The following is a 20,198-nucleotide window of genomic DNA, read 5'->3' on the forward strand; positions in this document are numbered from 1 at the left end:
GCAGGCGCAGCTTCGATTAATTCAGTTATGCCATCGAGCGTAATTCGGTCGGTGATACGTGATGCTATGTACTTGTACCGCGCAATGCGCTGGTCGATCTCGTCACATTTCTCACACATAGCTCACCGCGATTGTCAAAGGCGGGAGCGTGCAGGACTCTCTGTCACCGATAAAAGCCAAGGACCGGGCGGCGATCACGAGACTCTAAACCAGATACTCAGTTCCAGATACAGGAACGAATTTGGGCCACTTCTTAATCAACTTGGGCCGGTAGCGTGGGAAACCGGCTCAACGAAGCAATCTTAGAAGTGATCGCCAGCTCGGAATTTGCAGGTCATGGTCCGCCTTGGGTCACCTGACGAGATCGCCGTCCGGGTCTAGAATGCAGACCTCCGGACATCCTGCCGTGGCAGGCCGCGCTGTCGCCGCGCTTCACGCAGGAGCGCCGAGGGCGAGAACACTGAAGGGATGGAGTAATGCTTGCGGTCGAGTATTGGCGGGGTCAGCATGGAAGGGATCGGGTTTCATGACGATTTCAGGCCGGGCGGCCCATTGGGAGAACGTATACGAGAGCAAGGGCGAACGCGAGTTAAGCTGGTTCCAGGAGAGCCCGTCGCCTTCGCTCGAATTGATCGCACTGGCCGCCGCAGAGCTTACCTCACCGATTGTTGACATCGGCGGTGGGGCGGCTCGGCTGGTCGATGCGCTGCTGGCGGCTGGATATGCAGATCTGACCGTCCTTGATCTGTCCGACGCGGCGCTCGCGGCCTCGCGTGCACGGCTCGGTGCCGCTGGCGACGCCGTGCATTGGACCGTCGCCGATGTGACGACATGGCAGCCAGCGCGCCATTATGACATCTGGCACGACCGTGCAGCGTTCCATTTTCTCACCGCGCCGGAAGAACAAGCGGCTTATGTCGCGTGCGTCCGAAGAACCGTAAAAATTGGCGGTCATGTCATCATCGGCACATTCGCAATCGATGGTCCGGAGAAATGCAGCGGCTTGCCCGTGACACGTCACACCGCTGACAGCATCACCGCACTGCTCGGCGCCGGCTTCACATTGACAGATCATCGGCGTCATAAGCACGCGACGCCGTGGCAATCGGTACAGAATTTCCAGTTCAGCAGCTTCATCAGATCATGCTGAATTTCACGCTGCAGCCCACGTCTGCAGGGCCACAACTTGCGAATTGCACAGATCGCTCGCTTCGGGCCAAAAGCCGCTGTCGTCAGGCGGCCAGCGTTGATACCCTAGTGGATGGCTGCCAGGGCGTTACGACAATGAGGATGACCGTTACGAGGGCACCTGAAACATAGAGAATGGTTCTGACGCTGCCGCCTTTGGCCGCGTTACCCACGCGCAAATAGACCGCAACGTGGATCAGACGAATTGCGACATAGACCCATACAACCGTTGCAAGCGTGACGGGTCTTACCCCTGCCAACGTAGCCAGGACTCGGGACGACAAAAGGCGGCAGCGCCTCCACTGCGTTCATGTGGACGCGATCGATCCGGTACAGCAGGTTATCGTCATCCAACGGCAAGACAGGTCCGGAGAGTGCCCCGGCCCTGCCTTTGGAGAATCCTGAATAGACCGCCAGCAAAATTGACAGGAGGCAAAGGGCAAGCACCCCGACAATGCTAAGCCAGTAGGCTGTCATAAGGACCTCCGCAAATGCGATCACGTCGCATAGGTTACGCGGATATCATGCCTCGCGGGCTATCCGCTCGGCGAACCGTTTCAGGTAGAGCGGCCAACCCTGATCGCCTTCAACGCCTTCGCTCACGCCTTCCCAACCTTGGCCATGACGTTCGAGGTGACGGTGCTCAAGTTCCAATCGAGTCCGGCTTGGCGTCTCGGCAATGAACCGCACCTCCCATTCACTGGTCTTGTCTGGATCGGTTTCGATTTGCCAGCGCGGGCTGATGTCCCAGCTTAGAAGCACGCGATTCGGCGGCTCAAAAGCCAACACACGCGCAGCGGCATTCGCTGCCGTCGACACCTCGATCATAGATGTGACCGCCGACCCGGGGCTCGAACACGGTCTCTGCGATGGGCACGGAGAGCAGATTGTGCTCGCGTGGTTTGAAGCTGCCGAAGTCTTCCGTAAAGACCTTAAACGCGCGCTCGATAGGCGCCTCAACCACGATCGATTGTTTGATGGGTGCCGCCGATACACGGATGCTCATTTCTGGTCCTCCACTGATTTTTCTACGGCCACTTTGTACGCAGCCAGTGTGCTGCTCCAGAACCGGTCAAGCCAGGCGCGCATCTGGCTGAGCCCCGCTGGATCGATGTGATAAATGTTGCTGGCTCCCTTCGGCTCGGCACGAACCAAATGAGATCGCGCAGCACCTTCAGATCCTGAGAGACGGCTGACTGGGAGACAGTCAGTTCACGGGTGAGTTCAACGACAGTGCGCGGCCGCGCGCCCAGCAATGCGAATATTCGTCTGCGGGTCGAATTGCCCAGAGCGGCCAGTTGCACGCTGTCTTTAGCCATGCTTCGCCGAAGGGTTGCCGTTACGGTAGCGGATCTATCATTAGCCACAACTAATGATAAGCATAAACTAATGATCTCGTCAAACGTGCTGATATTGGGCCAGACGTCAGCTTGGGCTCACTTGCCGACCTCGCCGCGGTCGCACGTCAGGCCTGCGTTACCCTCTCGGCAGACATCCGAGATCTCTGAGTAACCGTTCTGGGCCCGCCTCATCAGCTTGAGCGATGCCGCCAATCGCAGGCTGCGCTTCCCAGCGAGTGCGATGCCTTCGAGCTCGCCGCGAGATAGTAGAAGAACGCATCGCCGCCAAGGATGCGGCCGTCCATCGCGCTCATAGATCGGCTGCTAACGGCTCTCGCCCTGGCGAACGAGAGTCTCTCGAAAGAAATTGATGATGCTGGCGTTGAACTCGCGATGGAATGCCGTCCTGTCGAAACCCGGCGGGTCAGTACAGAAGCGAGGAAGCTTCTCCGCGAACTCTGCCGTGCATGGCGACAGGAAAGCAAAATGACCGGCAGGCACCACGCGCACTTCCTTTTTGCCGGGCAGCGACTGAGCAACGAGCGCTGAGTTTTTCGGGTCTACGCCTGCGCCGCCAAACTCTGATCGCCAGATCAGCAGCGGGATTGTGATGTCTGCCAAGCGGTCGGCGGGAAAGGCGAAGTTAATTGCCGTATCGGCGAGCACTGCGGCTCGGATACGAGGTTCGTGAGGCAAGCTGCTGGGTATGTCGCCGCTACGGAGTTGCTCGCATGCCCGCGTTCGGTTCGCGTCCGAGCAGTAGAGCGCAAATCTCCGGAGATCGGGATTGCCGCCCGCCAACACCAATCCGGTATAGGCGCCGAGCGAAAACCCAAAGAAGCCGATCCTGGAGGAATCAATCGCAGCCCGGTCTTTCCAGTCATTCAAGATGAAATCAAGCAATCGGATAATGCTGGCGGGCCGGGTTGCCAGAATGGAAAGGCTGTCTCGTTGCGAGGAATCGTTTCCATTGTCACCCGGAAGGTTGATCGAGGCGACGACAAATCCAGCGTTTGCCAGGGCCTGCACCGTGTCATCGTGTTGTCCGAACCAACCGCCGCGTCCGTGCGAGACGATCACGAGTGGCAAGTTCGTTCCTGTGACGGGACAGTCCTTCGTACCTTCAATCGATTCAATGAATTGGACAGTGAGTTTGCCGAGGGGCACTCGTTGCGCCGCTGCTGCGCAAGGGTACCATATAGCGCCAGCCAGATTTGGATCGGTATCCAGAAGCTGAACACCGGCAGCTTGCACAGGCGACATCAAGCAGCCGAGTACGGCAGCACAGATCCAATACAGTTTGGCCATCAGTGCCCCCATTCGCCAGCGAACTCTCGGATCAAACTTGGCCGAACTGTGCCGCATTGACTGCCGCTACCAGCCTCGCGCAGCTTGCACGTCGGTCCGCCTCCCGCTGATCCGCAAGCAAGCAAGATGAAAAGACCAATAAAACGCAGGGAAACGCGCCCATCGCAGCCCCGAACAACATGTGCGCAGCGTAGGTAGAGCTTGCCAAAAGGCAAGCTTCGGCTCTGTGACGTTGTTCACAATTATAATCTGGCTGGTCGTCCGAACGTCTGCAACGGGTTACAAGCCGACATCGCCGCGAGTCGCAGGGTTAGATACAGGCCCTAACGTTTGCTGGCAAACAGCTTGCGCTGCGCAAGATTAACGTAAGAATCGGGCCAATCGACCTCTCTCTTAGATTCCGGAAGAGATTGCCTCCGGTCGGCATACTCGAAGTACAGCGTCCCGTGGACACCTTGCGCATCGCGCTTCAAAATGGGGCGCTCCCATACGGGCGACAATATTCGCAAAGCCTGCTCTTCCCCAGCGCGTTCGGTAAAGTCCTCAATCAACTCCATGTCTTGGCCCGGGCCGGGAAAGATAGCAGCGAACTCATCATCGGTCGCTTGAAACAAGCTGAACGTCGCGTTGACCGCGCGATCTATAATCTGAATGTTCTTCAAGCTCTCCTCCCGGAATCCACGACCATAGGCTCTCTAGTACCGATGCACCGAAGTCCGCTGCAGGCCAATACCAGAACTGAACTGGCCCAATCTCCTGCCCCAACCTATAGTGCTCGTGCAATGGTCGCCATAAGCTGTGAGAGCCGCTCCGGCCCTGTAAACCCAAGGCAGCGCATCGAAACTATCGATGTGCTTCGCGGCCTGGCGTTGCTCGGCGTCCTTGCTATTAACGTCGTCACTGAATTCCGCGTCTCAATCTTCGAGCAGTTCTTACCCGCCGGGCGACCGGCACCTCCGTTTGACCGCGCGGTCGAGACAGTCTTGATGCTCGCGGTCGATATGAAGGCATTTGCCCTGTTCTCACTGTTATTCGGAGTTGGACTTGCCATTCAATATGAGCACCTCTCGACCAACCCGCATCGCGCGCTTCTGTTGTTTCGCCGTCTGATCGCCTTGCTGATGTTTGGACTGATTCACCTTTTCCTGATCTGGAATGGTGACATTCTTACCGAATATGCGATCGCAGGGTTAGTCGTCCTACCATTCCTGTTTGGCCCCCGCTGGCTGCTTTCATGCGGCGCGGCGACATTCCTGGCGCTGTATTTGGCCATGCAGGTGTGGTCCCCTCCTGGATTGTTTCCCAGCTTGGCTTCGTTGCAACGCCATGTGCTTGAAGCCAATCAGGTCTATGCAGGGGGCAGCTTCGGGCAGGTGCTGGCGTTCCGGGTCAGCGAAATCCCAGTGATCGTTCCTCTCCACATCTACGTATTCCCGCGGACGATAGGGCTATTTTTGATTGGTGCCCTCGTCTGGCGCAGCAATGCCTTGAGGAAGCGAGATCGTCCACTCCTGTTCTTGACAGCAATCAGCTGTACTGGGCTAGGCGCAGTCTTGATCCTCCTAAGAGTAAGCGGCGTCGTAGCGGGCGTCGGTCTCGGCGCACTGGCCACTCCCACCGGCACGATCCTGCTGGCTTTCGGCTACGGTGCAATGATCATCGCCGTCGCCGATCTGGCGAACGGCAAGCGATTGCTGGGCTGGGCTGCGCCGCTAGGGCGCATGGCATTCACGAATTACCTCGCTCAGTCCATGATCTTTGGCTGGATTTTCTACGGATACGGCCTCGGGCTATTTGGGCAGCTCGGGGCGGCCGAAGCACTGGCTATCGGGCTTTTCGTCTACGTCTGCCAGGTATTTGTCAGCGGTTGGTGGTTAGACCGGTACAGGTACGGCCCGGTCGAATGGTTATGGCGGACACTGATGTACGGCATACTGCAGCCGATGTCTCATGATCGTCTGACCAGCTCGAGCAAGCGCCCAGCCTAGGTCTGCCAGGGGTCAAAGGCTGCCCTCTTCAGCCAGCATAACCTTGGTCGGGTCACTTGCACGAAGCGGACATCGCCGCGCTCTGGGCTGAGGTCAGCCACGGGCCAGAAGCGGGCATCGCCAAATGAGCCCCCGCTCAAGCCTCATCGTGCAAGGATGGATGAAGTTCACTCCCCTCAGGACGGTGCATCGCTCGGAGGTCGACGACCGGATGGCATTCGGCTTTGAACTTTAGGAGCTGATGCTTGGAGGAGTTCGATGGAGCGCTTGATTAGCGCGACCATCGCGGCAGGACTGATAAGTGCAAAAGTGCTCAAAAGTTCCCGTGCAAACCGGCGGATCATCCACTCCCTCGGGGGCCGCGCGGCTAGGCCAGCGGTCCGCTAAGGGCCATGCCGTCAGCGGACGTATCAAGCAGTTGCGGTGAGTAGGTGAGCCGCTATCGGGAACGATAACCCGCTACTACCCACGTATTTTCCCAACTCCAACTTGGTATCTTCGGCCAGGTGTTCGCGAGCCACCTCGCTTGCTTGCGATACATGACTGGCCAGTGGCGAACCCGCAACATAGCTAGGTACAAATCGTTCGACGGATGGAAATTCGATGGCACCGACCCTCCGTTGAACCGTGATATCCTGAAAGTTCGCAGCAGCGACAAGTCGGCTCAGCTCATCGGCATCGGCGAGTCCAAATGGAGCTCGCATGATTGTGGCCGCCGCTGGACCGATGTGGCGCTCCAGTATTTTGGCTAAAGATTCAAACCCGGGACTTTGATCGATGCCGCACCACACCATGAGGGCGAGCCTTCCCCTTGAAGATAGAACTCTGCGCATTTCGCGCAAAGCAGCTGGTCTGTCGGCGAAGAACTGGAGGCCGAGTTGGCAGTACGCAATATCAAACGCGCTGTCAGCGGACGGCAGTTTGTCTGCACTGGCCTCCTGCCATTGAACCGAGGCAGCGTCATCGGCCATCCCGAGCGATCGTGCCACGTTCAACATGCCAGGATTGAGATCGATGCCCGTCACGATCCCGGTAGGGCCCACCTTCACCGCCGCGAGGCGCGCCACTATTCCAGTGCCGCAAGCAATATCGACTACGCGTTCGCCCAGCTTCGGCCGAGCGAGGTCTATCAGGACGGGGGCCCATGGCCCAAACACAGCCGGGACCAACTCCCGTTCGTACACTTCGGGCGCACTACCAGCGACCTGCCACTGACCTTGCTGCTCCATCAGATGATGCCAAAAGGACGTTCGCTCCTGCGCTTATAGCTCAACACAGCGATGTCCGCCACGGGTGGTCAAAAGCGCGTCCGCTCCCTCAGCGAAGTGCAGGCTCTTTTCGAGCTTGACGGCGAAATAGTTGCGAGGGGCGGCGGTGCAATCACAGCCCGATGGCATCGCTCCGCATCTTCGATCTGAAGTCGAAGATTTTCCAGTTCTGAGAGCCGGCAATAGAGGTCGTTGAGCCGAGAGGCCAGCTCAGCTTGAAAGTCCTGCATGATCGCCCCCATTACTCAAATTCGCTACCGAACCGCGAATTAAAGCAGCGGTCGTGCGCGGCTTCATTAAGGCATGTGAATCCCGTTGCGATCCCGATGAGTTCCGAGTATCGGAACCCGACCGTCCACACCCTCGGGGGGAGCTCGATGCGTCGGACTCCGCGGTGGGTCAATAGCGCCGGTTTCGGCCGTGGGCAGTCAGGGCGGGCGGTCTACCCTCAACTTCGGACATGAGCGGGCACCGCAAGCGCGATTGCGATGGGGCCACTTCCAGACTTCGCCGATGGGTATATAGAATCATCGTCCACCCTGGAGAACGGCCAAGTGGCCCGAATAGAAACCTTCGTATGGATCGTAACGACCTTCATAATCATTTTAGCCACCGCTCCACTACGGGCTTTGGCAACACCGGAAGCGTCTGCATGCGGGTACCTCGCTAGTCAAATTGATAAGGCGCAGCCAGGGCCGTTGTTTTTGCCCAGCTATCCGACCGTGGAATCGGGGCCTCTCCATGGCGCCGCATACCTCTATGACAATGCGGTGGCCGTCATCGCGTTGGTCGGTTGCGGTGAGCGAGACAAAGCAAGTCGGATGGGCGCGGCGATCCTCTGGGCCGTCGATAATGACCGGACCTGGCATGATGGACGGCTCCGAAACGCTTACGCCGCGGGTGTGGTGGCGAATGGCTCCGCCAAACTTCCGGGTTGGTGGGACAATAATCGGAACGAATGGTTGGAGGATCGATATCAGGTGGGAAGCGATGTTGGTAACATGGCATGGGCCATGTTGGCGTTGCTGTCGATTGATGATGTGAACACCGGCTCCCCGTTTCGCGATGGTGCAGCGCGGCTTGGCGCTTGGGTCGCGCAATGGGCCGATACGCGCGGTACTGGCGGTTTCACGGGAGGTACGTTTGGGCACGAACCGACGCCGGAAGTGCGGACGTGGAAATCGACTGAACATAATACTGACCTCGCCGCCGCGTTTGGCCTTCTTGCGATCCGCACAGGCGATTCGCGCTGGCGCGATAAGGCAACGGTTGCCGAGTACTTTGTAAATACGATGTGGGATCCGGGGTGCGTCTGTTTCGCCGCAGGAACCGCTGAAGACGGTGTCACGCATAATCCGATTTTGGCTCTGGATGCCCAGATCTGGCCTTTAACAGCGCTTCACGGAGCGGCCGGGAAATTTGCATCGGCAATGACGACCGCCGAACAGCGAATGAGTGTCGGCGGAGGCTTTTCTTACGGTGAAGACCGAGACGGTGTGTGGACCGAAGGTACGAGCCAAATGGCTCTCTTGATGAAATTGCTCGGCAAGACGAAGAGGGCAGAATCGCTGATCGCTGTCATCGAATCCCAGAGGTCGCCCGATGGTGGGTTCTATGCCACGACTGTCCGCGCGTTACCGACGGGGTTCGTGTTGGACACCGACCCGACCAAGCCGCGAAACTATTTCCGATTGTCACATCTTGGCGCAGCTTCGTGGGCTGCCCTTGCGGAACGTGGGTTCAATCCCTTTACGATGACAAAAGGACTTCCCTAGCTGAGCCGCAGTGCTTCTCGTCTCGGCCGTTTCGATCTGTCCTGATTTCGATATGTCCGCTTGGGGGTCACTTGCCGACATTGCCGCGGCTCGGACGTCAGGCCTGTTGAGCCTCTCGAGCGGAGATCCCAAATCTTTGAGTAACCGCCCTACGCCCGCCGCATCAGCTTGAGCGAGGCCGCGAGCCGCAGGCTGCGCTTGCCGGCGAGCGCGATGCCTTCGAGTTCGCCGCTGTCCGCCGTGCAGGTTCCGGAGAAGCCGATTCCGACCTCATAGCCGCCGAACACGGGGTTCTCGCCTTTTGCCGGCGTATGCTCCTGGTTGAGGATCTCGCCCTTCCAGCGGCCGTCAGCCGAGGAATAGGAGCCGAGATAGTAGAAGAACGCATCTCCGCCGAGGATGCGGCCGTCCATCAGCAGCATGACGCCGGAGAGCCCGGCATCGACGCCGTCGAGCGCGCGCAGATGGATCGCATAGAGCCCGTTCACCACCCCGCCTGGACCGATCGTCCCCTGCGGCGGCAACCCCTCGTCATCGAGCCGCGTGAGATTGGCCCAGAAACCGGCGCCCGGCATCGTGTCCGCGCTGCCCGCGAGACGGATCTGGTTGCCGACGAGTCGGCCGCGCGCGCCGATCGCGGCGACATCAGCCCCCATCAGCGGCTTGTAGTTGGGATCGTCGTTGTGCCGTTCGGTGATGACTTCGGCGATGATCTCGCCGTCGCGCTCGAAATAGCTTCCGAGATGCGCGAAGGCCGAATTTCCGCCCAGCAGCTTGCCATCATGCATGCACATGATGCTGCGGCCGAAGGCATCGTTGACGCCGTATTCAACCTTGTAGAGCCCGTCCAGCAACGCAAGTGACCCGCAAAATCATAAGGAAAGCACGCGCTACCTAGCACTGCCATCGCATCAAGACCATCGGGCTTTTTCGCGCAGGGCCATTCGCGAAGCCACGCCCTGCCATGATGCCATCATGCGCCTGTTTTGCCCGACGGCGCAAGCAATTTCGGCAATTCCGCATATGGCGATTTCACACCATTTGCAGGCCTGTGATTTCAACCACTTGGCTACTGTGCATGGGGTTGTTTTTCGAGTTTTTTTGTTTGGCCGGTCGCGAACGGTCCTTGCGCACTCACCAAAGCCGGCTTCGAACCCGCCGGCCGAGGCGCTACGGCATGATCCGGAAAAATGCGCAGCGGTTTCCCGAAAAGATCATGCTCACAAATAAATCTACAGCGCGTTCATCGGGCTTTAGAAGCACAGCGTGGTGACGAGCTTGCCCTGCTTGTCCTTGATCGCATAGGGACAGCGCAGCCGCTCCAGCGCCTGCTTGGCATCCTCGTCGCCGAGCGCTGCGGCGCGCTCGTAGTAGGATTTCGCGGCGTCCTTGTCCTTTGGCCCGCCGCGGCCCTCCTGCGCGAAGGCGCCCATCCGCTCCAGCGCGCCGGGATGGTTTTGCGCGGCAGCCTTTTCGAACAGCGCGCGCGCCGCGGCGTCGTCCTTCGCCCCGCCCGTGCCTTCGGAGAGCATCATGCCGAGCTGGTACTGCGCCTCCGCGTTGGTCTCGGCGGCCTTGCCCAGCAATGCGCGCGCCTGTGCCGGATCGGCCGGCGCGGCACCGCCGCTGCCGCCAAGCGCGGCGAGATTGCTGATGCCGCGGGGATTGCCGGCCTGCGCCGCCTTCTCGAACAATTTCCGCGCCTGCGCTTCGTCCCTGGCGACGCCGGAGCCGGTACCGTAGGCCACGCCGAGCTCGACCATCGCCGCACTCGATCCCTTGTCGGCAGCTTTGCGCCAGGCTGCCATCGCGTCCGCCGGTTGCCGGTTGGCCGCATAGGCGCGGCCGAGCGCGAACATCGCGCGCCGCGACGACGACGCGGCCTGCTTGCAGAACTTGATGGCGGTCGCAACGTCGGAGGCCGCAATCTCGGTCGCGCCCCTGACGTCGGCCGGCTTGTCGGGATCGCTGGGATCGGCCGCGACCCGGTCGCACAGCACGAGGTCGGCCGATTGCCCATGCGCCGACAACGGCACCGCAAGCGTGAGAAGGATGGCAACGAGGAAAGTCCGCATGGACGCCAGGTTGCGTCGCAGTCTCGGCAAATTCAAGGCTCGAGTCCCGATTGGCGCAGCACGGGGACCACCTCGGGCGATGCCAGATAGCGCAGCAGCCGGTCAGCGGCGTCGGCGTTCTCGGCGTTTGTCATCCGACCGGCGGAGAACACGGCCGGCGTTTGCAGATCGTGCGGGATCGGGCCGACCACCTCGATGCCTTCGACCTGCTTCAGCTCGCTGATCTGCTGCACCGCGAGGTCGGCCTCGCCGCTCACGAGCCGCTCCGCGGTAAAGCCCTGCTCGACGATGGTGGCCTTGGCGTTGATCTCTTCCGCGATCCCCATCTGCGCGATCAACCGGGCGAAATAGACCCCGCTCGCCCCCAGTCGCGAATAGGCCACCGACCGCGCCGCGAGCAGCGTGTTGCGCAGTGCGGATGCCGTGGCGATGTCGGGATGTGCCTGCCCTGCCCGCACCGCGATGCCGACGAAGGAGCGCGCGAGATCGGCAGCGCTCTCGGCGATCACACGGCCCTCGCCGATCATCTCGTCGAGCCCTTCGCGGGTGAGGATGACGAGATCGGCGGCCTCGCCGTCGCGCAACCGTTTGAGCAGCGCCAGCGTCGGCGCGAAATCGGCATCGATGTGGACGCCGGTCGCGGTCTCGTACGCGGAGGAGAGGCTGCGCATCGCGCCCATCAGGCCGAGCGTCGAGAGCATGCGAATTGTTTCCATCAGCGATTCCCGTGACGATCAGGCGCGGTGCATCAGCTTGAGCGCGGCGGTCAGGCGCAGGCTGCGCTTGCCGGCGAGCGCCGTTGCCTCCACCACCGCCTCTTCGGCATCATAGGTGCCGGAGAAGCCGATGCCGACCTCGTGGCCGCCGAAGATCGGATCGTCCTTGGCCGGCGTGTGCTCCTGATTGAGGATCTGGCCCTTCCAGCGCCCGTTGGCGGCGGTGTAGCTGCCGAGATAATAGAACGATGCATCGCCGCCGAGGATGCGGCCCTTGTTGAGCAGCATCACGCCGGTGAGACCGCCGTCGACGCCATCGAGCATGCGCAGATGCACCGAGTAGAGCCCGTCGGCGATACCGGCCTCGCCGACACCGCCGGCGATCGGCATCTCGTCTTCGGTGATCGGTGTCATCAACGACTGAAAGGGTACGCCGGGCAGCTCCTTGAGCTCGCCCTTGAAGCGATAGAGATCGCCGTCGGCCCAGCCCTTGGCAAGCAACGTCGCATCGTCCGTGCCCGCCATGGCGCGATAGTTCGGATCGGGGTTGTGGCGGACGGTGTTGATCACGACGTCGACGCCGGCTTCGGTCTTCACGTAGGTGCCGATATGGGCGAAGGCCGAATTGCCGCCGAGCATCTTGCCGTTGCCGGCATGCATCACGCTCCGGCCGACCCGGTCGCCGAGCTGAAATCTCACCTTGTAGAAGCCTTCAAACACCAGCCGTCCCCGGCCCTGCGCGCACCCAGACGCACTCTATCCCGCTTTCGGCGGCGATGGACAAGTTTCCGGCCATGAGGTCCGATGAGTCTCCGCAACGGCTGTCAGCAAAATGAAAAATCCGCCGAAGCCTTTCGGCTTCGGCGGATCGAAGTCCAACCCGGGCCAGCCCCCCAGCCCGGGCCGGGAGGATCTTAGGCGGCGGCCTTCTTGTCGGCCGGCACGGAGGCGATCGTCTTCAGGATCTGCGAAGCGATCTGGTATGGGTCGCCCTGCGAATTCGGACGACGGTCTTCCAGATAGCCCTTGTAACCATTGTTGACGAAGGAGTGCGGCACGCGGATCGAAGCACCGCGATCGGCAATGCCGTAGCTGAACTTGTTCCAGGGCGCGGTCTCGTGCTTGCCGGTCAGACGCTTGTCGTTGTCCGGGCCGTAGACGGCGATGTGGTCCATCAGGTTCTTGTCGAAGGCCGCCATCAGCGCCTCGAAGTACTCCTTGCCGCCGACCGTACGCATGTACTCGGTCGAGAAGTTGGCGTGCATGCCGGAGCCGTTCCAGTCGGTGTCGCCGAGCGGCTTGCAGTGGAACTCGATGTCGATGCCGTACTTCTCGGTCAGGCGCAGCATCAGGTAGCGGGCCATCCACATTTCGTCAGCGGCCTTCTTGGAGCCTTTGCCGAAGATCTGGAATTCCCACTGGCCCTTCGCGACTTCCGCGTTGATGCCTTCATGGTTGATGCCGGCAGCCAGGCAGAGGTCGAGATGCTCTTCGACGATCTTGCGGGCGACGTCGCCGACGTTCGAGAAGCCGACGCCGGTGTAGTACGGACCCTGGGGCGCCGGATAGCCCGAGGCCGGGAAGCCGAGCGGACGGCCGTCCTTGTAGAAGAAGTATTCCTGCTCGAAGCCGAACCAGGCGCCGGAATCGTCAAGGATGGTGGCGCGCTTGTTGGTCGGGTGCGGGGTCTTGCCGTCGGGCATCATGACTTCGCACATCACGAGCACGCCGTTGGTGCGGGCGCCATCCGGGAACACCGCGACCGGCTTCAGCACGCAATCGGAGCTGTGGCCTTCAGCCTGCTGGGTGGAGGAGCCATCGAAGCCCCAGAGCGGAAGCTGCTCGAGCGTCGGGAACGACGCGAATTCCTTGATCTGAGTTTTGCCGCGCAAGTTCGGAGTCGGCGTATATCCGTCGAGCCAGATGTACTCGAGCTTATACTTGGTCATTGAGCCTCTCTGTAGATGATGCGAAAGGTGGGGGCCGCAGGCCCCCGCGCGATTGTTTACCCGGCCAACATCGGCCGACCCTTTCCAAGCATTTAACGTGCCAAAAGGCCGCAGCGCGGGAGGTTTTCCACCGCCGCCGGCCCCCCTCTCCCCTCCCGGCGGATCGGCCCGTGCGCCATGCGTCATAGCGGCGCACCTTTGCGTGAAGCTGCATCGCAAAAATCCCGCGGAAATCGCCCGATTCTGAAGCAGGCCGGCCCGGGTCTAAGGTTGCCGGCTAAACGCGCATCAACGTCCGGCAATATTCGCCAAGACTGCGACCGTCGCCCGCAACCTTCGCAACGGCCCACGCGTTAGCCACCCGAGCGCTGCCTTAGAGGAAGCAGAATGCAGTCTGCCTACAAAATAGGCCAACGCTGATTTCCTTTTCAGCACTTTGCATTTCGGAATGCACGGCCGATATGGGGATTCCAGTAACCACAAGCCAACGAGTCGGGCGCACCATGGAGGCCAGCGCTGCGATCTCGGGAGATAATGCAATGATGAACAATGGACTGAGTCACGGATCTGCACAGATCTACCAATTCCCTGTTGGGGGCCGCTCGGCTCTCGGGGGGCGCCGCAACGGTGAGACCCGCCTTCCCGCCAACCACGCCTCGCTTCCCGTGAACGAGACGATTTGCAGCGGCAGCTGGTACCATCAGGAAGCAGTCGATGAAGCCAAGCCGAAATGGGATCGCTGATGCCTGCGTTCGGTTCAATACCGCCGCGGTCTCTCGATGCCCGGCGTCAGTTCGAAAAAGGGTCGAAACAACGGTGTTTCGGCCCTTTTCCATTCCGGACTTGATTGCGGGATTATATGGTCGCGCAGGTGATCACAGACCGTTTCAAATGCCTGACAAGACACCTCCATGAAAGACTTCCCTGCCCGCCATCTCGCCCTGCAAGGCGCCAGCAATTTTCGCGACCTCGGCGGCTATCCGACCGCAGATGGCCGTATCACGCGATGGCGGCAGATCTTCCGCTCCAACCATCTCGGCCAGCTCACTGCTGCCGATATCGAGATCGTCCGCGCGTTGGGCGTGCGCAGCGCCTTCGATTTTCGCGGCGTCGAGGAACGCGCGGCGGGTGTCTGCGTGGTCAACGAGATCGCCGTGCATTCGCTGCCGATCGAGCCGACAGTCGTGGCTGCGCTGCGCGCCGAGCTCGGCAGGGGCAGGTTGACCGCGCCGGTCGCGCTCGAACTCATGCGCGAATCCTATCGCAACTATGTACGCCACAACACGGCCAGTTTCCGCAACCTGTTCGGGCATCTCCTGGAGGACCGCGCGCCGCTCGTGATCCACTGCACCGCCGGCAAGGACCGCACCGGCTTTGCCAGCGCGCTGATCCTGCATGCGCTCGGCGTATCTGATGACGTCATTGCCGAGGATTATCTGCTGACCAACCAGCACTACAAGCGCGACGCATCAAACGTCTCCGATCTTCCCGCCGATGTTCTCGACGCGATCGGCAACGTCGAGGCCTCGTATCTTGCGGCTGCTTTCGAGGCCGTCGGTAGCGAGTATGGCGATCTCGAAACCTACTTGCGCGACGGTCTCGAGCTCGGCACACCGGAGCGGATCGCACTGAAGGCGCGCTATCTGCAATCGTAGGCGGCCGTAAATCTTAAGCGGCCGTGCCGGGAGAACAATGATGCAAGGCAAGGTTCTGATCGTGACCGGCGCACTCGGCGCGCTCGGCAAGGTGGTCGCCGAGACCGCGCTGGCACGCGGCGCGCGCGTGGCCGGCATCGACCATGCGCCATCGCAAATCTCCGCGATGCCTGAGCGCATCGAGATCGGCGGCGTCGATCTGTCCGACGCAGCACAAGCAAAGACGGCGGTCGAGGCAGCGGCGAGACACTTTGGCGGGCTCGACGTGTTGGTTAACATCGCCGGTGGCTTCGCCTTCGAGACCGTCGGCGACGGCGACGTCAAGACATGGCAGCGCATGCATGCGCTCAACGTGCTGACGGCACTCAACGCCTCGCAGGCGGCCCTGCCGCATCTGGCCGCGTCCAAGGCCGGCCGCATCGTCAATATCGGGGCCATGGGCGCGCTTCAGGCCGGCTCCGGCATGGGCCCCTATGCGGCGTCGAAAGCCGGCGTCCACCGGCTCACCGAGGCGCTGGCGAGCGAGTGGAAAGGCAAGGTGACCGTGAACGCGGTGCTGCCCTCGATCATCGACACCAAGGCCAACCGCGCCGACATGCCGAAGGCCGACTTCGCCAAATGGGTGACACCGCAGGAACTCGCCGAAGTCATTCTGTTCCTCGCCAGCGATGCCGCCAGCGGCGTCACCGGCGCGCTGATCCCGGTTGGCGGGCGGGTGTAATCAATCCGGCACCAAGAGCCGGAGATTGCCTCTGAAACGGATGCTCTGCTTGCCGGCGAGCGCGATGCCCTCGCCGTACGCGGTCTCGCCATTGTAAGTGCCACTGAAGCCGATGGTCACGACCTTGCGGCCCCACACCGGGCGCTCGTCGAACGAGGGGGAATGCTCCTCGTTGGTCAGCTCGCTTCCACTTGCCGTTGGCCGAGGTGTAGCTGCCGTAGGCGAAGAAGAATGAGTCCCCGCCCCGCATGGTGCCGTCGCGCATCACCATGACGCCTTGGTTGCCGCCCTGAACGGCATCCAGCATTTCGATGCGGATATGATAGAGCCCATTCCTGATGGTCATCTTCGTGAAGCGCCCGATTGTCCCACCCGCAGGATAGCCGGATCATCTGTTCCCGATCAAATGGCGCAGAGCTCTAAGTCCACTCCGGGGCTAAACTGCCGCAGACTGATTCTCCGATCGAACGTGACATTCGGAAGCTTCCTTTGGAAACCACGCTCTATCTGCCTGTCAAACGCTTCCTCGAAGAGCTCGGCTTCACGGTCAAGGGCGAGATCGGCGGCTGCGATCTCGTGGGCCTCAGCGCCGGCGATCCTCCGGTGGTGGTGATCGGCGAGCTCAAGCTGACCTTCAATCTCGAGCTGATCCTTCAGGCGGTCGATCGTGCACCGGCCGGCGACGAGGTCTGGATTGCGGCAAAGATGTCAGCGCGCGGCAAGGGACGCGAGACCGACGCACGGTATCGCAATCTCTGTCGCCGCCTCGGCTTCGGCATGCTCGGGGTGACCGACCGCGGTCAGGTCGAGGTGCTGGTGAAGCCGCCGACGGCAGCCCCACGCCGGGAGCCGAAGGTCCGTTCGCGCCTGGTCGCAGAGCATCAGCGCCGCCAGGGCGATCCGGCGCTGGGCGGCAGCACGCGCGCGCCGATCATGACGGCCTATCGGCAGCAGGCACTGGCCTGCGCCTCGGAGCTCGCGGCAGGCCCGCGGCGGGTGAGCGAATTGCGCCGGCGCTGTCCCGATGCCGGCAAGATCATGCTTAACAATGTGTATGGCTGGTTCGAACGCACCGAGCGGGGAATCTACGGGCTGACGGAAGCTGGCCAGGCGGCGCTGAAACGCTAGCCACAACAGCGGGTTGCGGATGTTGCCGGTCTCCCGTCACTACCCTGACACCCAACCGGTGCATAGCTGAGATGCCACACCGATTTCATATTGCAATGCAACATAGACGGCACTAGGTATCGCGGCATCGAAACGAGGCCGTTATGAACGCAGACTGGAATACCAAATATGGCACGCGGCGCGTGCGCCACGATCCCCCGACCTTAGACGAGGCGATCTTCGCCGCCGTCGGCATCACCGATGATCAGGAGCAGCAGGCCGAGATCGCCGCAGCCTTGATGGGCATGCCGCTCGATGTCGTCCAGGCCGAGGTCAAGAAGCAGGTTCGCACCAACAGCCGCATCACCTCGACCCGCGTGATCGCCGGCGAACAGGGTGCGCAGCGCTCGGTGGTGGTCGAACGCCGTGTCGTGCGCCGCTTCGGCAACGACAAGCGCACCGGCACCTGACGGCCTAGTCCCTACATACAATACAAAAGCGGACCGGTTTTGCCGGTCCGCTTTTTTGATTCCAATCGGATTTTTCAGGTCAGGCGGCGCGATTGCCGTAGATGCTGGAGATGATCTTCCAGCAGGTCGAGTTGAAGCTGATAAGAGCGCGGCCGGCCCTGAATGGCGAGGCCGCGAGATCAGCGAGTTCGTCCTCAGGCGCCTTGGCGAGATCGATCGTGCCGGTCGATCCGCCATGACGGAATTGCAGATGCGCCCCGAACTTCCTGGCGAGCGCGCGCATCGGGTGATTCTCGGCGCCGGTGGTGATGCGCAGGCGCTTGTAGCCTTTCCAGCGCGCTTCCGCGATCAGGCGGCTGAACAGCACGGTGCCGACGTTCTGGCGCCGCGCCGAAGCTTCCACGCTGAAGGCGACCTCGGGCAGCGAATCGCCCTCGGGCGGATGCAGCTCGGCCGCACCGCGGACCACGCCATCGACGATATAGGCGACAATAACGGTGCCGTCCTCGGCACAGCGGGCGGCGTAACGCTCGATAAAACTGTCGTCGAGAAAACCGTTGAAGCGGTCGTGCCGGCTTTCGGCATCGAGCCTCAGCAGGTGATCGCGCAAAAGCGGCAATTCTTCCTGCTGGCTCAAGGTCCGCACGTAGCCCTGAACGGACTTCGGGCGGTTGGTTATTTCAAGTCCAAAATCTGCTGCGAGTGACAAGTCAAAACTCCTCTTGGTGTCCCTCGAGGAGGCGTTCGAATCCCTAGGCCTCCAATATTGTGCATCGCAACAAACTTTTCAAGACGGGAACCTGCCCAAGTTTCGGGCATCGGAAGCGACTAATTCTTTAATAAAATCAAGCCCCCCGTATTCACACCAGGACCAGCTGGGTCTGCGTCACAACGGCAACCAGCTTGCCGTCCTCGGTCTCCAGCCGGGTGGTCCAGACCTGGGTCCGCCGGCCTCTGTGGATTGGGGTGGCGGTCGCGATTACCGTGGTTCCCTCCTTGGCCCCGCCGATGAAGTTGGTCTTGCTCTCGAGCGTGGTCGTGCCCTTGGCGTCCTCCGGCAGATTGATCACGGTGGCCGCCGCGCCGACGGAATCGGCCAGCGCCATCACCGCGCCGCCGTGAATGGTATGATGAAGCGTGCAGAGATCGGGCCTGACCGTCATCCGCGCCACCACGCGATCCCTCTCGGCCTCGACGAACTCGACGCCCTTGAGTTCGGCAAACGGCATCTTCATTGCTTTAAGTTTATCGAGCGGCGTCATCGGATCTCCTCCCAAATCATTCTGCTCACAGGGTGAATTGCTCTTCGCGGCAAAGCAATGACGTCCGAGGTCGTCATTGCGAGCGCAGCGAAGCAATCCAGAATTTTTCTGCGGATACATTTCTGGATTGCTTCGCTGCGCTCGCAATGACGGGGAGACAGCGTTCGTACCTCACGTCACCGCATTCACCACCTGATACTCCGGCCGCCGCCAAATTTCGCCCGCAATCACTTCTTCGATGAACTCGGCTGCCCGCACGATCTCGCCCTCACCGATATACAGCGGCGTGATGGCAAATCTCATGATGTCAGGCGCGCGGAAATCGCCGATGACGCCGCGGGCGATGAGAGCTTGCATCGCGGCATAGCCGCCGCCGTAGGCGAAGGAGACCTGAGAGCCGCGACGCTCATGCGTGCGCGGCGTAACAAGCTTCAAGGACGGACAGCGGCGTTCGACCTCGGCAATCAGGAGATCGCCGAGGGCCAGCGAGCGGGCCCGGACCTCGGCAATATCGACGCGATCCCAGATGTCGAGCGAAGCTTCCAATGCCGCCATTGCCAGCACCGGCGGCGTTCCCACGCGCATGCGCTCAACGCCACCTGCGGCCGCATAGGCAAGCTCGAACGCGAACGGCTTTGCATGCCCCATCCAACCCGACAAAGCGGCGCGCACGCTGTCGGCGTGGCGCGGCGCAACGTAGAGGAAGGCCGGCGCGCCGGGGCCGGCGTTGATGTATTTGTAGGTGCATCCAGCGGCGAAATCCGCGCCGGTGCCTGCAAGGTCAACCGGCAGCGCGCCGGCCGAATGCGCGAGGTCCCAGACCGTGACGATGCCGAGCGCATGCGCTCTTGCAGTCAGCTTCGCCATGTCGTGGCGCCGTCCGGTGCGGTAATCGACCTCGGTGATGTAGAGCACCGCGATCTCCTCCGACAACGAAGCCTCGATCTCCTCCGGCGCCACCAGGCGCAATTGATGGCCACGGCCAAGGGTCGCGATCAGGCCTTCGGCCATGTAGAGGTCGGTCGGAAAGTTGCCGGTGTCCGATAGAACGACCTTGCGCGACGCGTTCATGTCGAGCGCGGCGGCGAGCGCCTGATAGACCTTGAGCGACAGCGTATCTCCGACCATGACGGAGCCGGCTTCCGCACCGATCAGGCGCGCGATGCGATCGCCGACATGGCGCGGCTGGGCATACCAGCCAGCCGTATTCCAGGCGCGGATCAAGTCATCGCCCCACTCGGCGGTGATGACGCGGCTGACGCGCTCGGCAACGCCAAGCGGCAACGCGCCGAGCGAATTGCCGTCGAGATAGATCACACCGTCCGGCATATGGAACAGCGCTTTGGTGTCGTCGTAGACGCGAAGCTTGGTCATGG

The 20,198-nt window shown here is 61.3% G+C and carries 23 protein-coding genes and 3 pseudogenes; 8 read left to right on the forward strand and 18 right to left on the reverse strand.

Features of this window, described 5'->3' with window-relative positions; all coding sequences use genetic code 11:
- Window positions 1–354: 354 nt before the first annotated feature.
- Window positions 355–509: pseudogene (locus tag AB3L03_RS02040) on the reverse strand (uridine phosphorylase); the annotation flags it as partial.
- Window positions 510–526: 17 nt separating this feature from the next.
- Here AB3L03_RS02040 and AB3L03_RS02045 point away from each other — a divergent pair.
- Window positions 527–1,150 (forward strand): trans-aconitate 2-methyltransferase, encoded by a 624-nt coding sequence (locus tag AB3L03_RS02045; protein WP_085352991.1) that lies wholly within the window; start codon window positions 527–529, stop codon window positions 1,148–1,150.
- Window positions 1,151–1,232: 82 nt separating this feature from the next.
- On the opposite strand, the gene AB3L03_RS02050 is transcribed toward AB3L03_RS02045, so the two are convergent.
- The 7 genes and pseudogenes from AB3L03_RS02050 to AB3L03_RS02080 all read right to left on the reverse strand — a co-directional run bounded on the left by AB3L03_RS02050 (window position 1,233) and on the right by AB3L03_RS02080 (window position 4,498).
- Window positions 1,233–1,472 carry an MAPEG family protein gene (locus AB3L03_RS02050; RefSeq protein ID WP_368508168.1) on the reverse strand — a complete coding sequence of 80 codons (240 nt, stop codon included), beginning with the start codon at window positions 1,470–1,472 and terminating at the stop codon, window positions 1,233–1,235.
- Between the two features lie 238 nt (window positions 1,473–1,710).
- Window positions 1,711–2,016 carry an SRPBCC domain-containing protein gene (locus AB3L03_RS02055; RefSeq protein WP_317244437.1) on the reverse strand — a complete coding sequence of 102 codons (306 nt, stop codon included), beginning with the start codon at window positions 2,014–2,016 and terminating at the stop codon, window positions 1,711–1,713.
- The gene (locus AB3L03_RS02060) at window positions 1,964–2,194 is read right to left on the reverse strand and encodes a hypothetical protein (protein WP_317244438.1); all 231 of its coding nucleotides are present in this window, start codon (window positions 2,192–2,194) and stop codon (window positions 1,964–1,966) included. The genes AB3L03_RS02055 and AB3L03_RS02060 overlap by 53 nt, the downstream gene beginning before the upstream one ends.
- Window positions 2,191–2,507, reverse strand: a pseudogene (locus AB3L03_RS02065) (ArsR/SmtB family transcription factor). The gene AB3L03_RS02060 and the pseudogene AB3L03_RS02065 overlap by 4 nt, the downstream one beginning before the upstream one ends.
- Before the next feature lie 201 nt (window positions 2,508–2,708).
- A pseudogene (locus AB3L03_RS02070) lies at window positions 2,709–2,833 on the reverse strand (GrlR family regulatory protein); the annotation flags it as partial.
- 19 nt (window positions 2,834–2,852) lie between these two features.
- Window positions 2,853–3,836 (reverse strand): dienelactone hydrolase family protein, encoded by a 984-nt coding sequence (locus tag AB3L03_RS02075; protein WP_026233144.1) that lies wholly within the window; start codon window positions 3,834–3,836, stop codon window positions 2,853–2,855.
- Window positions 3,837–4,159: 323 nt separating this feature from the next.
- A complete protein-coding gene (locus AB3L03_RS02080) occupies window positions 4,160–4,498 on the reverse strand; it encodes a hypothetical protein (RefSeq protein WP_085352988.1) in 339 nt (112 codons plus the stop codon).
- 120 nt (window positions 4,499–4,618) lie between these two features.
- Between AB3L03_RS02080 and AB3L03_RS02085 the strand changes: the two genes are divergently transcribed.
- Entirely contained in the window at window positions 4,619–5,824 is a 1,206-nt protein-coding gene (locus AB3L03_RS02085) for a DUF418 domain-containing protein (RefSeq protein ID WP_085352986.1), read from the forward strand.
- 410 nt (window positions 5,825–6,234) lie between these two features.
- On the opposite strand, the gene AB3L03_RS02090 is transcribed toward AB3L03_RS02085, so the two are convergent.
- Complete coding sequence (locus AB3L03_RS02090) at window positions 6,235–7,053, reverse strand: methyltransferase domain-containing protein (protein WP_085352985.1); 819 nt, start codon at window positions 7,051–7,053, stop codon at window positions 6,235–6,237.
- A gap of 593 nt (window positions 7,054–7,646) precedes the next feature.
- On the opposite strand from AB3L03_RS02090, the gene AB3L03_RS02095 reads away from it, so the two are divergent.
- Window positions 7,647–8,867: a hypothetical protein gene (locus AB3L03_RS02095; protein WP_240543387.1), complete on the forward strand. Its 1,221-nt coding sequence runs from the start codon at window positions 7,647–7,649 to the stop codon at window positions 8,865–8,867.
- A gap of 149 nt (window positions 8,868–9,016) precedes the next feature.
- Here AB3L03_RS02095 and AB3L03_RS02100 read toward each other — a convergent pair whose 3' ends face one another.
- The 5 genes from AB3L03_RS02100 to AB3L03_RS02120 all read right to left on the reverse strand — a co-directional run bounded on the left by AB3L03_RS02100 (window position 9,017) and on the right by AB3L03_RS02120 (window position 13,607).
- Window positions 9,017–9,721, reverse strand: coding sequence for a GrlR family regulatory protein (locus AB3L03_RS02100; protein ID WP_018456325.1), 705 nt, complete (start codon window positions 9,719–9,721; stop codon window positions 9,017–9,019).
- A gap of 399 nt (window positions 9,722–10,120) precedes the next feature.
- Window positions 10,121–10,942: a tetratricopeptide repeat protein gene (locus AB3L03_RS02105; protein WP_085352983.1), complete on the reverse strand. Its 822-nt coding sequence runs from the start codon at window positions 10,940–10,942 to the stop codon at window positions 10,121–10,123.
- Between the two features lie 32 nt (window positions 10,943–10,974).
- Window positions 10,975–11,658, reverse strand: coding sequence for a substrate-binding domain-containing protein (locus tag AB3L03_RS02110; RefSeq protein WP_085384882.1), 684 nt, complete (start codon window positions 11,656–11,658; stop codon window positions 10,975–10,977).
- Between the two features lie 18 nt (window positions 11,659–11,676).
- Window positions 11,677–12,378, reverse strand: coding sequence for a GrlR family regulatory protein (locus AB3L03_RS02115; RefSeq protein ID WP_085352980.1), 702 nt, complete (start codon window positions 12,376–12,378; stop codon window positions 11,677–11,679).
- A 194-nt stretch (window positions 12,379–12,572) separates the two neighbouring features.
- A complete protein-coding gene (locus tag AB3L03_RS02120; protein ID WP_018456321.1) occupies window positions 12,573–13,607 on the reverse strand; it encodes a glutamine synthetase beta-grasp domain-containing protein in 1,035 nt (344 codons plus the stop codon).
- Between the two features lie 539 nt (window positions 13,608–14,146).
- On the opposite strand from AB3L03_RS02120, the gene AB3L03_RS02125 reads away from it, so the two are divergent.
- The 3 genes from AB3L03_RS02125 (at window position 14,147) to AB3L03_RS02135 (ending at window position 15,983) form a co-directional block, all read left to right on the forward strand.
- Entirely contained in the window at window positions 14,147–14,350 is a 204-nt protein-coding gene (locus AB3L03_RS02125) for a DUF2735 domain-containing protein (RefSeq protein WP_007591835.1), read from the forward strand.
- 168 nt (window positions 14,351–14,518) lie between these two features.
- Window positions 14,519–15,262, forward strand: a complete 744-nt coding sequence (locus AB3L03_RS02130) for a tyrosine-protein phosphatase (protein ID WP_247297460.1) — start codon at window positions 14,519–14,521, stop codon at window positions 15,260–15,262.
- 40 nt (window positions 15,263–15,302) lie between these two features.
- Window positions 15,303–15,983, forward strand: a complete 681-nt coding sequence (locus tag AB3L03_RS02135) for an SDR family oxidoreductase (RefSeq protein WP_026233139.1) — start codon at window positions 15,303–15,305, stop codon at window positions 15,981–15,983.
- On the opposite strand, the gene AB3L03_RS02140 is transcribed toward AB3L03_RS02135, so the two are convergent.
- The gene (locus AB3L03_RS02140; RefSeq protein WP_368508169.1) at window positions 15,984–16,121 is read right to left on the reverse strand and encodes a hypothetical protein; all 138 of its coding nucleotides are present in this window, start codon (window positions 16,119–16,121) and stop codon (window positions 15,984–15,986) included.
- A gap of 351 nt (window positions 16,122–16,472) precedes the next feature.
- On the opposite strand from AB3L03_RS02140, the gene AB3L03_RS02145 reads away from it, so the two are divergent.
- Entirely contained in the window at window positions 16,473–17,111 is a 639-nt protein-coding gene (locus AB3L03_RS02145; protein WP_368508170.1) for a DUF2161 domain-containing phosphodiesterase, read from the forward strand.
- Window positions 17,112–17,254: 143 nt separating this feature from the next.
- Window positions 17,255–17,560 (forward strand): hypothetical protein, encoded by a 306-nt coding sequence (locus AB3L03_RS02150; protein ID WP_007591844.1) that lies wholly within the window; start codon window positions 17,255–17,257, stop codon window positions 17,558–17,560.
- A gap of 79 nt (window positions 17,561–17,639) precedes the next feature.
- Here the strand turns inward: AB3L03_RS02150 and AB3L03_RS02155 are convergent, their stop codons facing one another.
- The 3 genes from AB3L03_RS02155 to kynU all read right to left on the reverse strand — a co-directional run bounded on the left by AB3L03_RS02155 (window position 17,640) and on the right by kynU (window position 20,196).
- A complete protein-coding gene (locus AB3L03_RS02155) occupies window positions 17,640–18,269 on the reverse strand; it encodes an N-acetyltransferase family protein (RefSeq protein WP_368508171.1) in 630 nt (209 codons plus the stop codon).
- 151 nt (window positions 18,270–18,420) lie between these two features.
- Window positions 18,421–18,822 (reverse strand): PaaI family thioesterase, encoded by a 402-nt coding sequence (locus AB3L03_RS02160; RefSeq protein ID WP_026233137.1) that lies wholly within the window; start codon window positions 18,820–18,822, stop codon window positions 18,421–18,423.
- A gap of 171 nt (window positions 18,823–18,993) precedes the next feature.
- Entirely contained in the window at window positions 18,994–20,196 is a 1,203-nt protein-coding gene (kynU, locus tag AB3L03_RS02165; protein ID WP_018456312.1) for a kynureninase, read from the reverse strand.
- Window positions 20,197–20,198 lie beyond the last annotated feature (2 nt).

This window comes from Bradyrhizobium lupini, from assembly GCF_040939785.1.
GTDB lineage: Bacteria > Pseudomonadota > Alphaproteobacteria > Rhizobiales > Xanthobacteraceae > Bradyrhizobium > Bradyrhizobium canariense_D.

Excerpts from the sequence above, each read along its gene's own strand:
- AB3L03_RS02045 (WP_085352991.1), top strand. The coding sequence starts at position 527 with ATGACGATTTCAGGCCGGGCGGCCCATTGGGAGAACGTATACGAGAGC.
- AB3L03_RS02055 (WP_317244437.1), bottom strand. The coding sequence starts at position 2,016 with ATGATCGAGGTGTCGACGGCAGCGAATGCCGCTGCGCGTGTGTTGGCT.
- AB3L03_RS02060 (WP_317244438.1), bottom strand. The coding sequence starts at position 2,194 with ATGAGCATCCGTGTATCGGCGGCACCCATCAAACAATCGATCGTGGTT.
- AB3L03_RS02075 (WP_026233144.1), bottom strand. The coding sequence starts at position 3,836 with ATGGCCAAACTGTATTGGATCTGTGCTGCCGTACTCGGCTGCTTGATG.
- AB3L03_RS02085 (WP_085352986.1), top strand. The coding sequence starts at position 4,619 with ATGGTCGCCATAAGCTGTGAGAGCCGCTCCGGCCCTGTAAACCCAAGG.
- AB3L03_RS02090 (WP_085352985.1), bottom strand. The coding sequence starts at position 7,053 with ATGGAGCAGCAAGGTCAGTGGCAGGTCGCTGGTAGTGCGCCCGAAGTG.
- AB3L03_RS02105 (WP_085352983.1), bottom strand. The coding sequence starts at position 10,942 with ATGCGGACTTTCCTCGTTGCCATCCTTCTCACGCTTGCGGTGCCGTTG.
- AB3L03_RS02110 (WP_085384882.1), bottom strand. The coding sequence starts at position 11,658 with ATGGAAACAATTCGCATGCTCTCGACGCTCGGCCTGATGGGCGCGATG.
- AB3L03_RS02120 (WP_018456321.1), bottom strand. The coding sequence starts at position 13,607 with ATGACCAAGTATAAGCTCGAGTACATCTGGCTCGACGGATATACGCCG.
- AB3L03_RS02125 (WP_007591835.1), top strand. The coding sequence starts at position 14,147 with ATGATGAACAATGGACTGAGTCACGGATCTGCACAGATCTACCAATTC.
- AB3L03_RS02130 (WP_247297460.1), top strand. The coding sequence starts at position 14,519 with ATGAAAGACTTCCCTGCCCGCCATCTCGCCCTGCAAGGCGCCAGCAAT.
- AB3L03_RS02135 (WP_026233139.1), top strand. The coding sequence starts at position 15,303 with ATGCAAGGCAAGGTTCTGATCGTGACCGGCGCACTCGGCGCGCTCGGC.
- AB3L03_RS02150 (WP_007591844.1), top strand. The coding sequence starts at position 17,255 with ATGAACGCAGACTGGAATACCAAATATGGCACGCGGCGCGTGCGCCAC.
- AB3L03_RS02160 (WP_026233137.1), bottom strand. The coding sequence starts at position 18,822 with ATGACGCCGCTCGATAAACTTAAAGCAATGAAGATGCCGTTTGCCGAA.
- kynU (WP_018456312.1), bottom strand. The coding sequence starts at position 20,196 with ATGACCAAGCTTCGCGTCTACGACGACACCAAAGCGCTGTTCCATATG.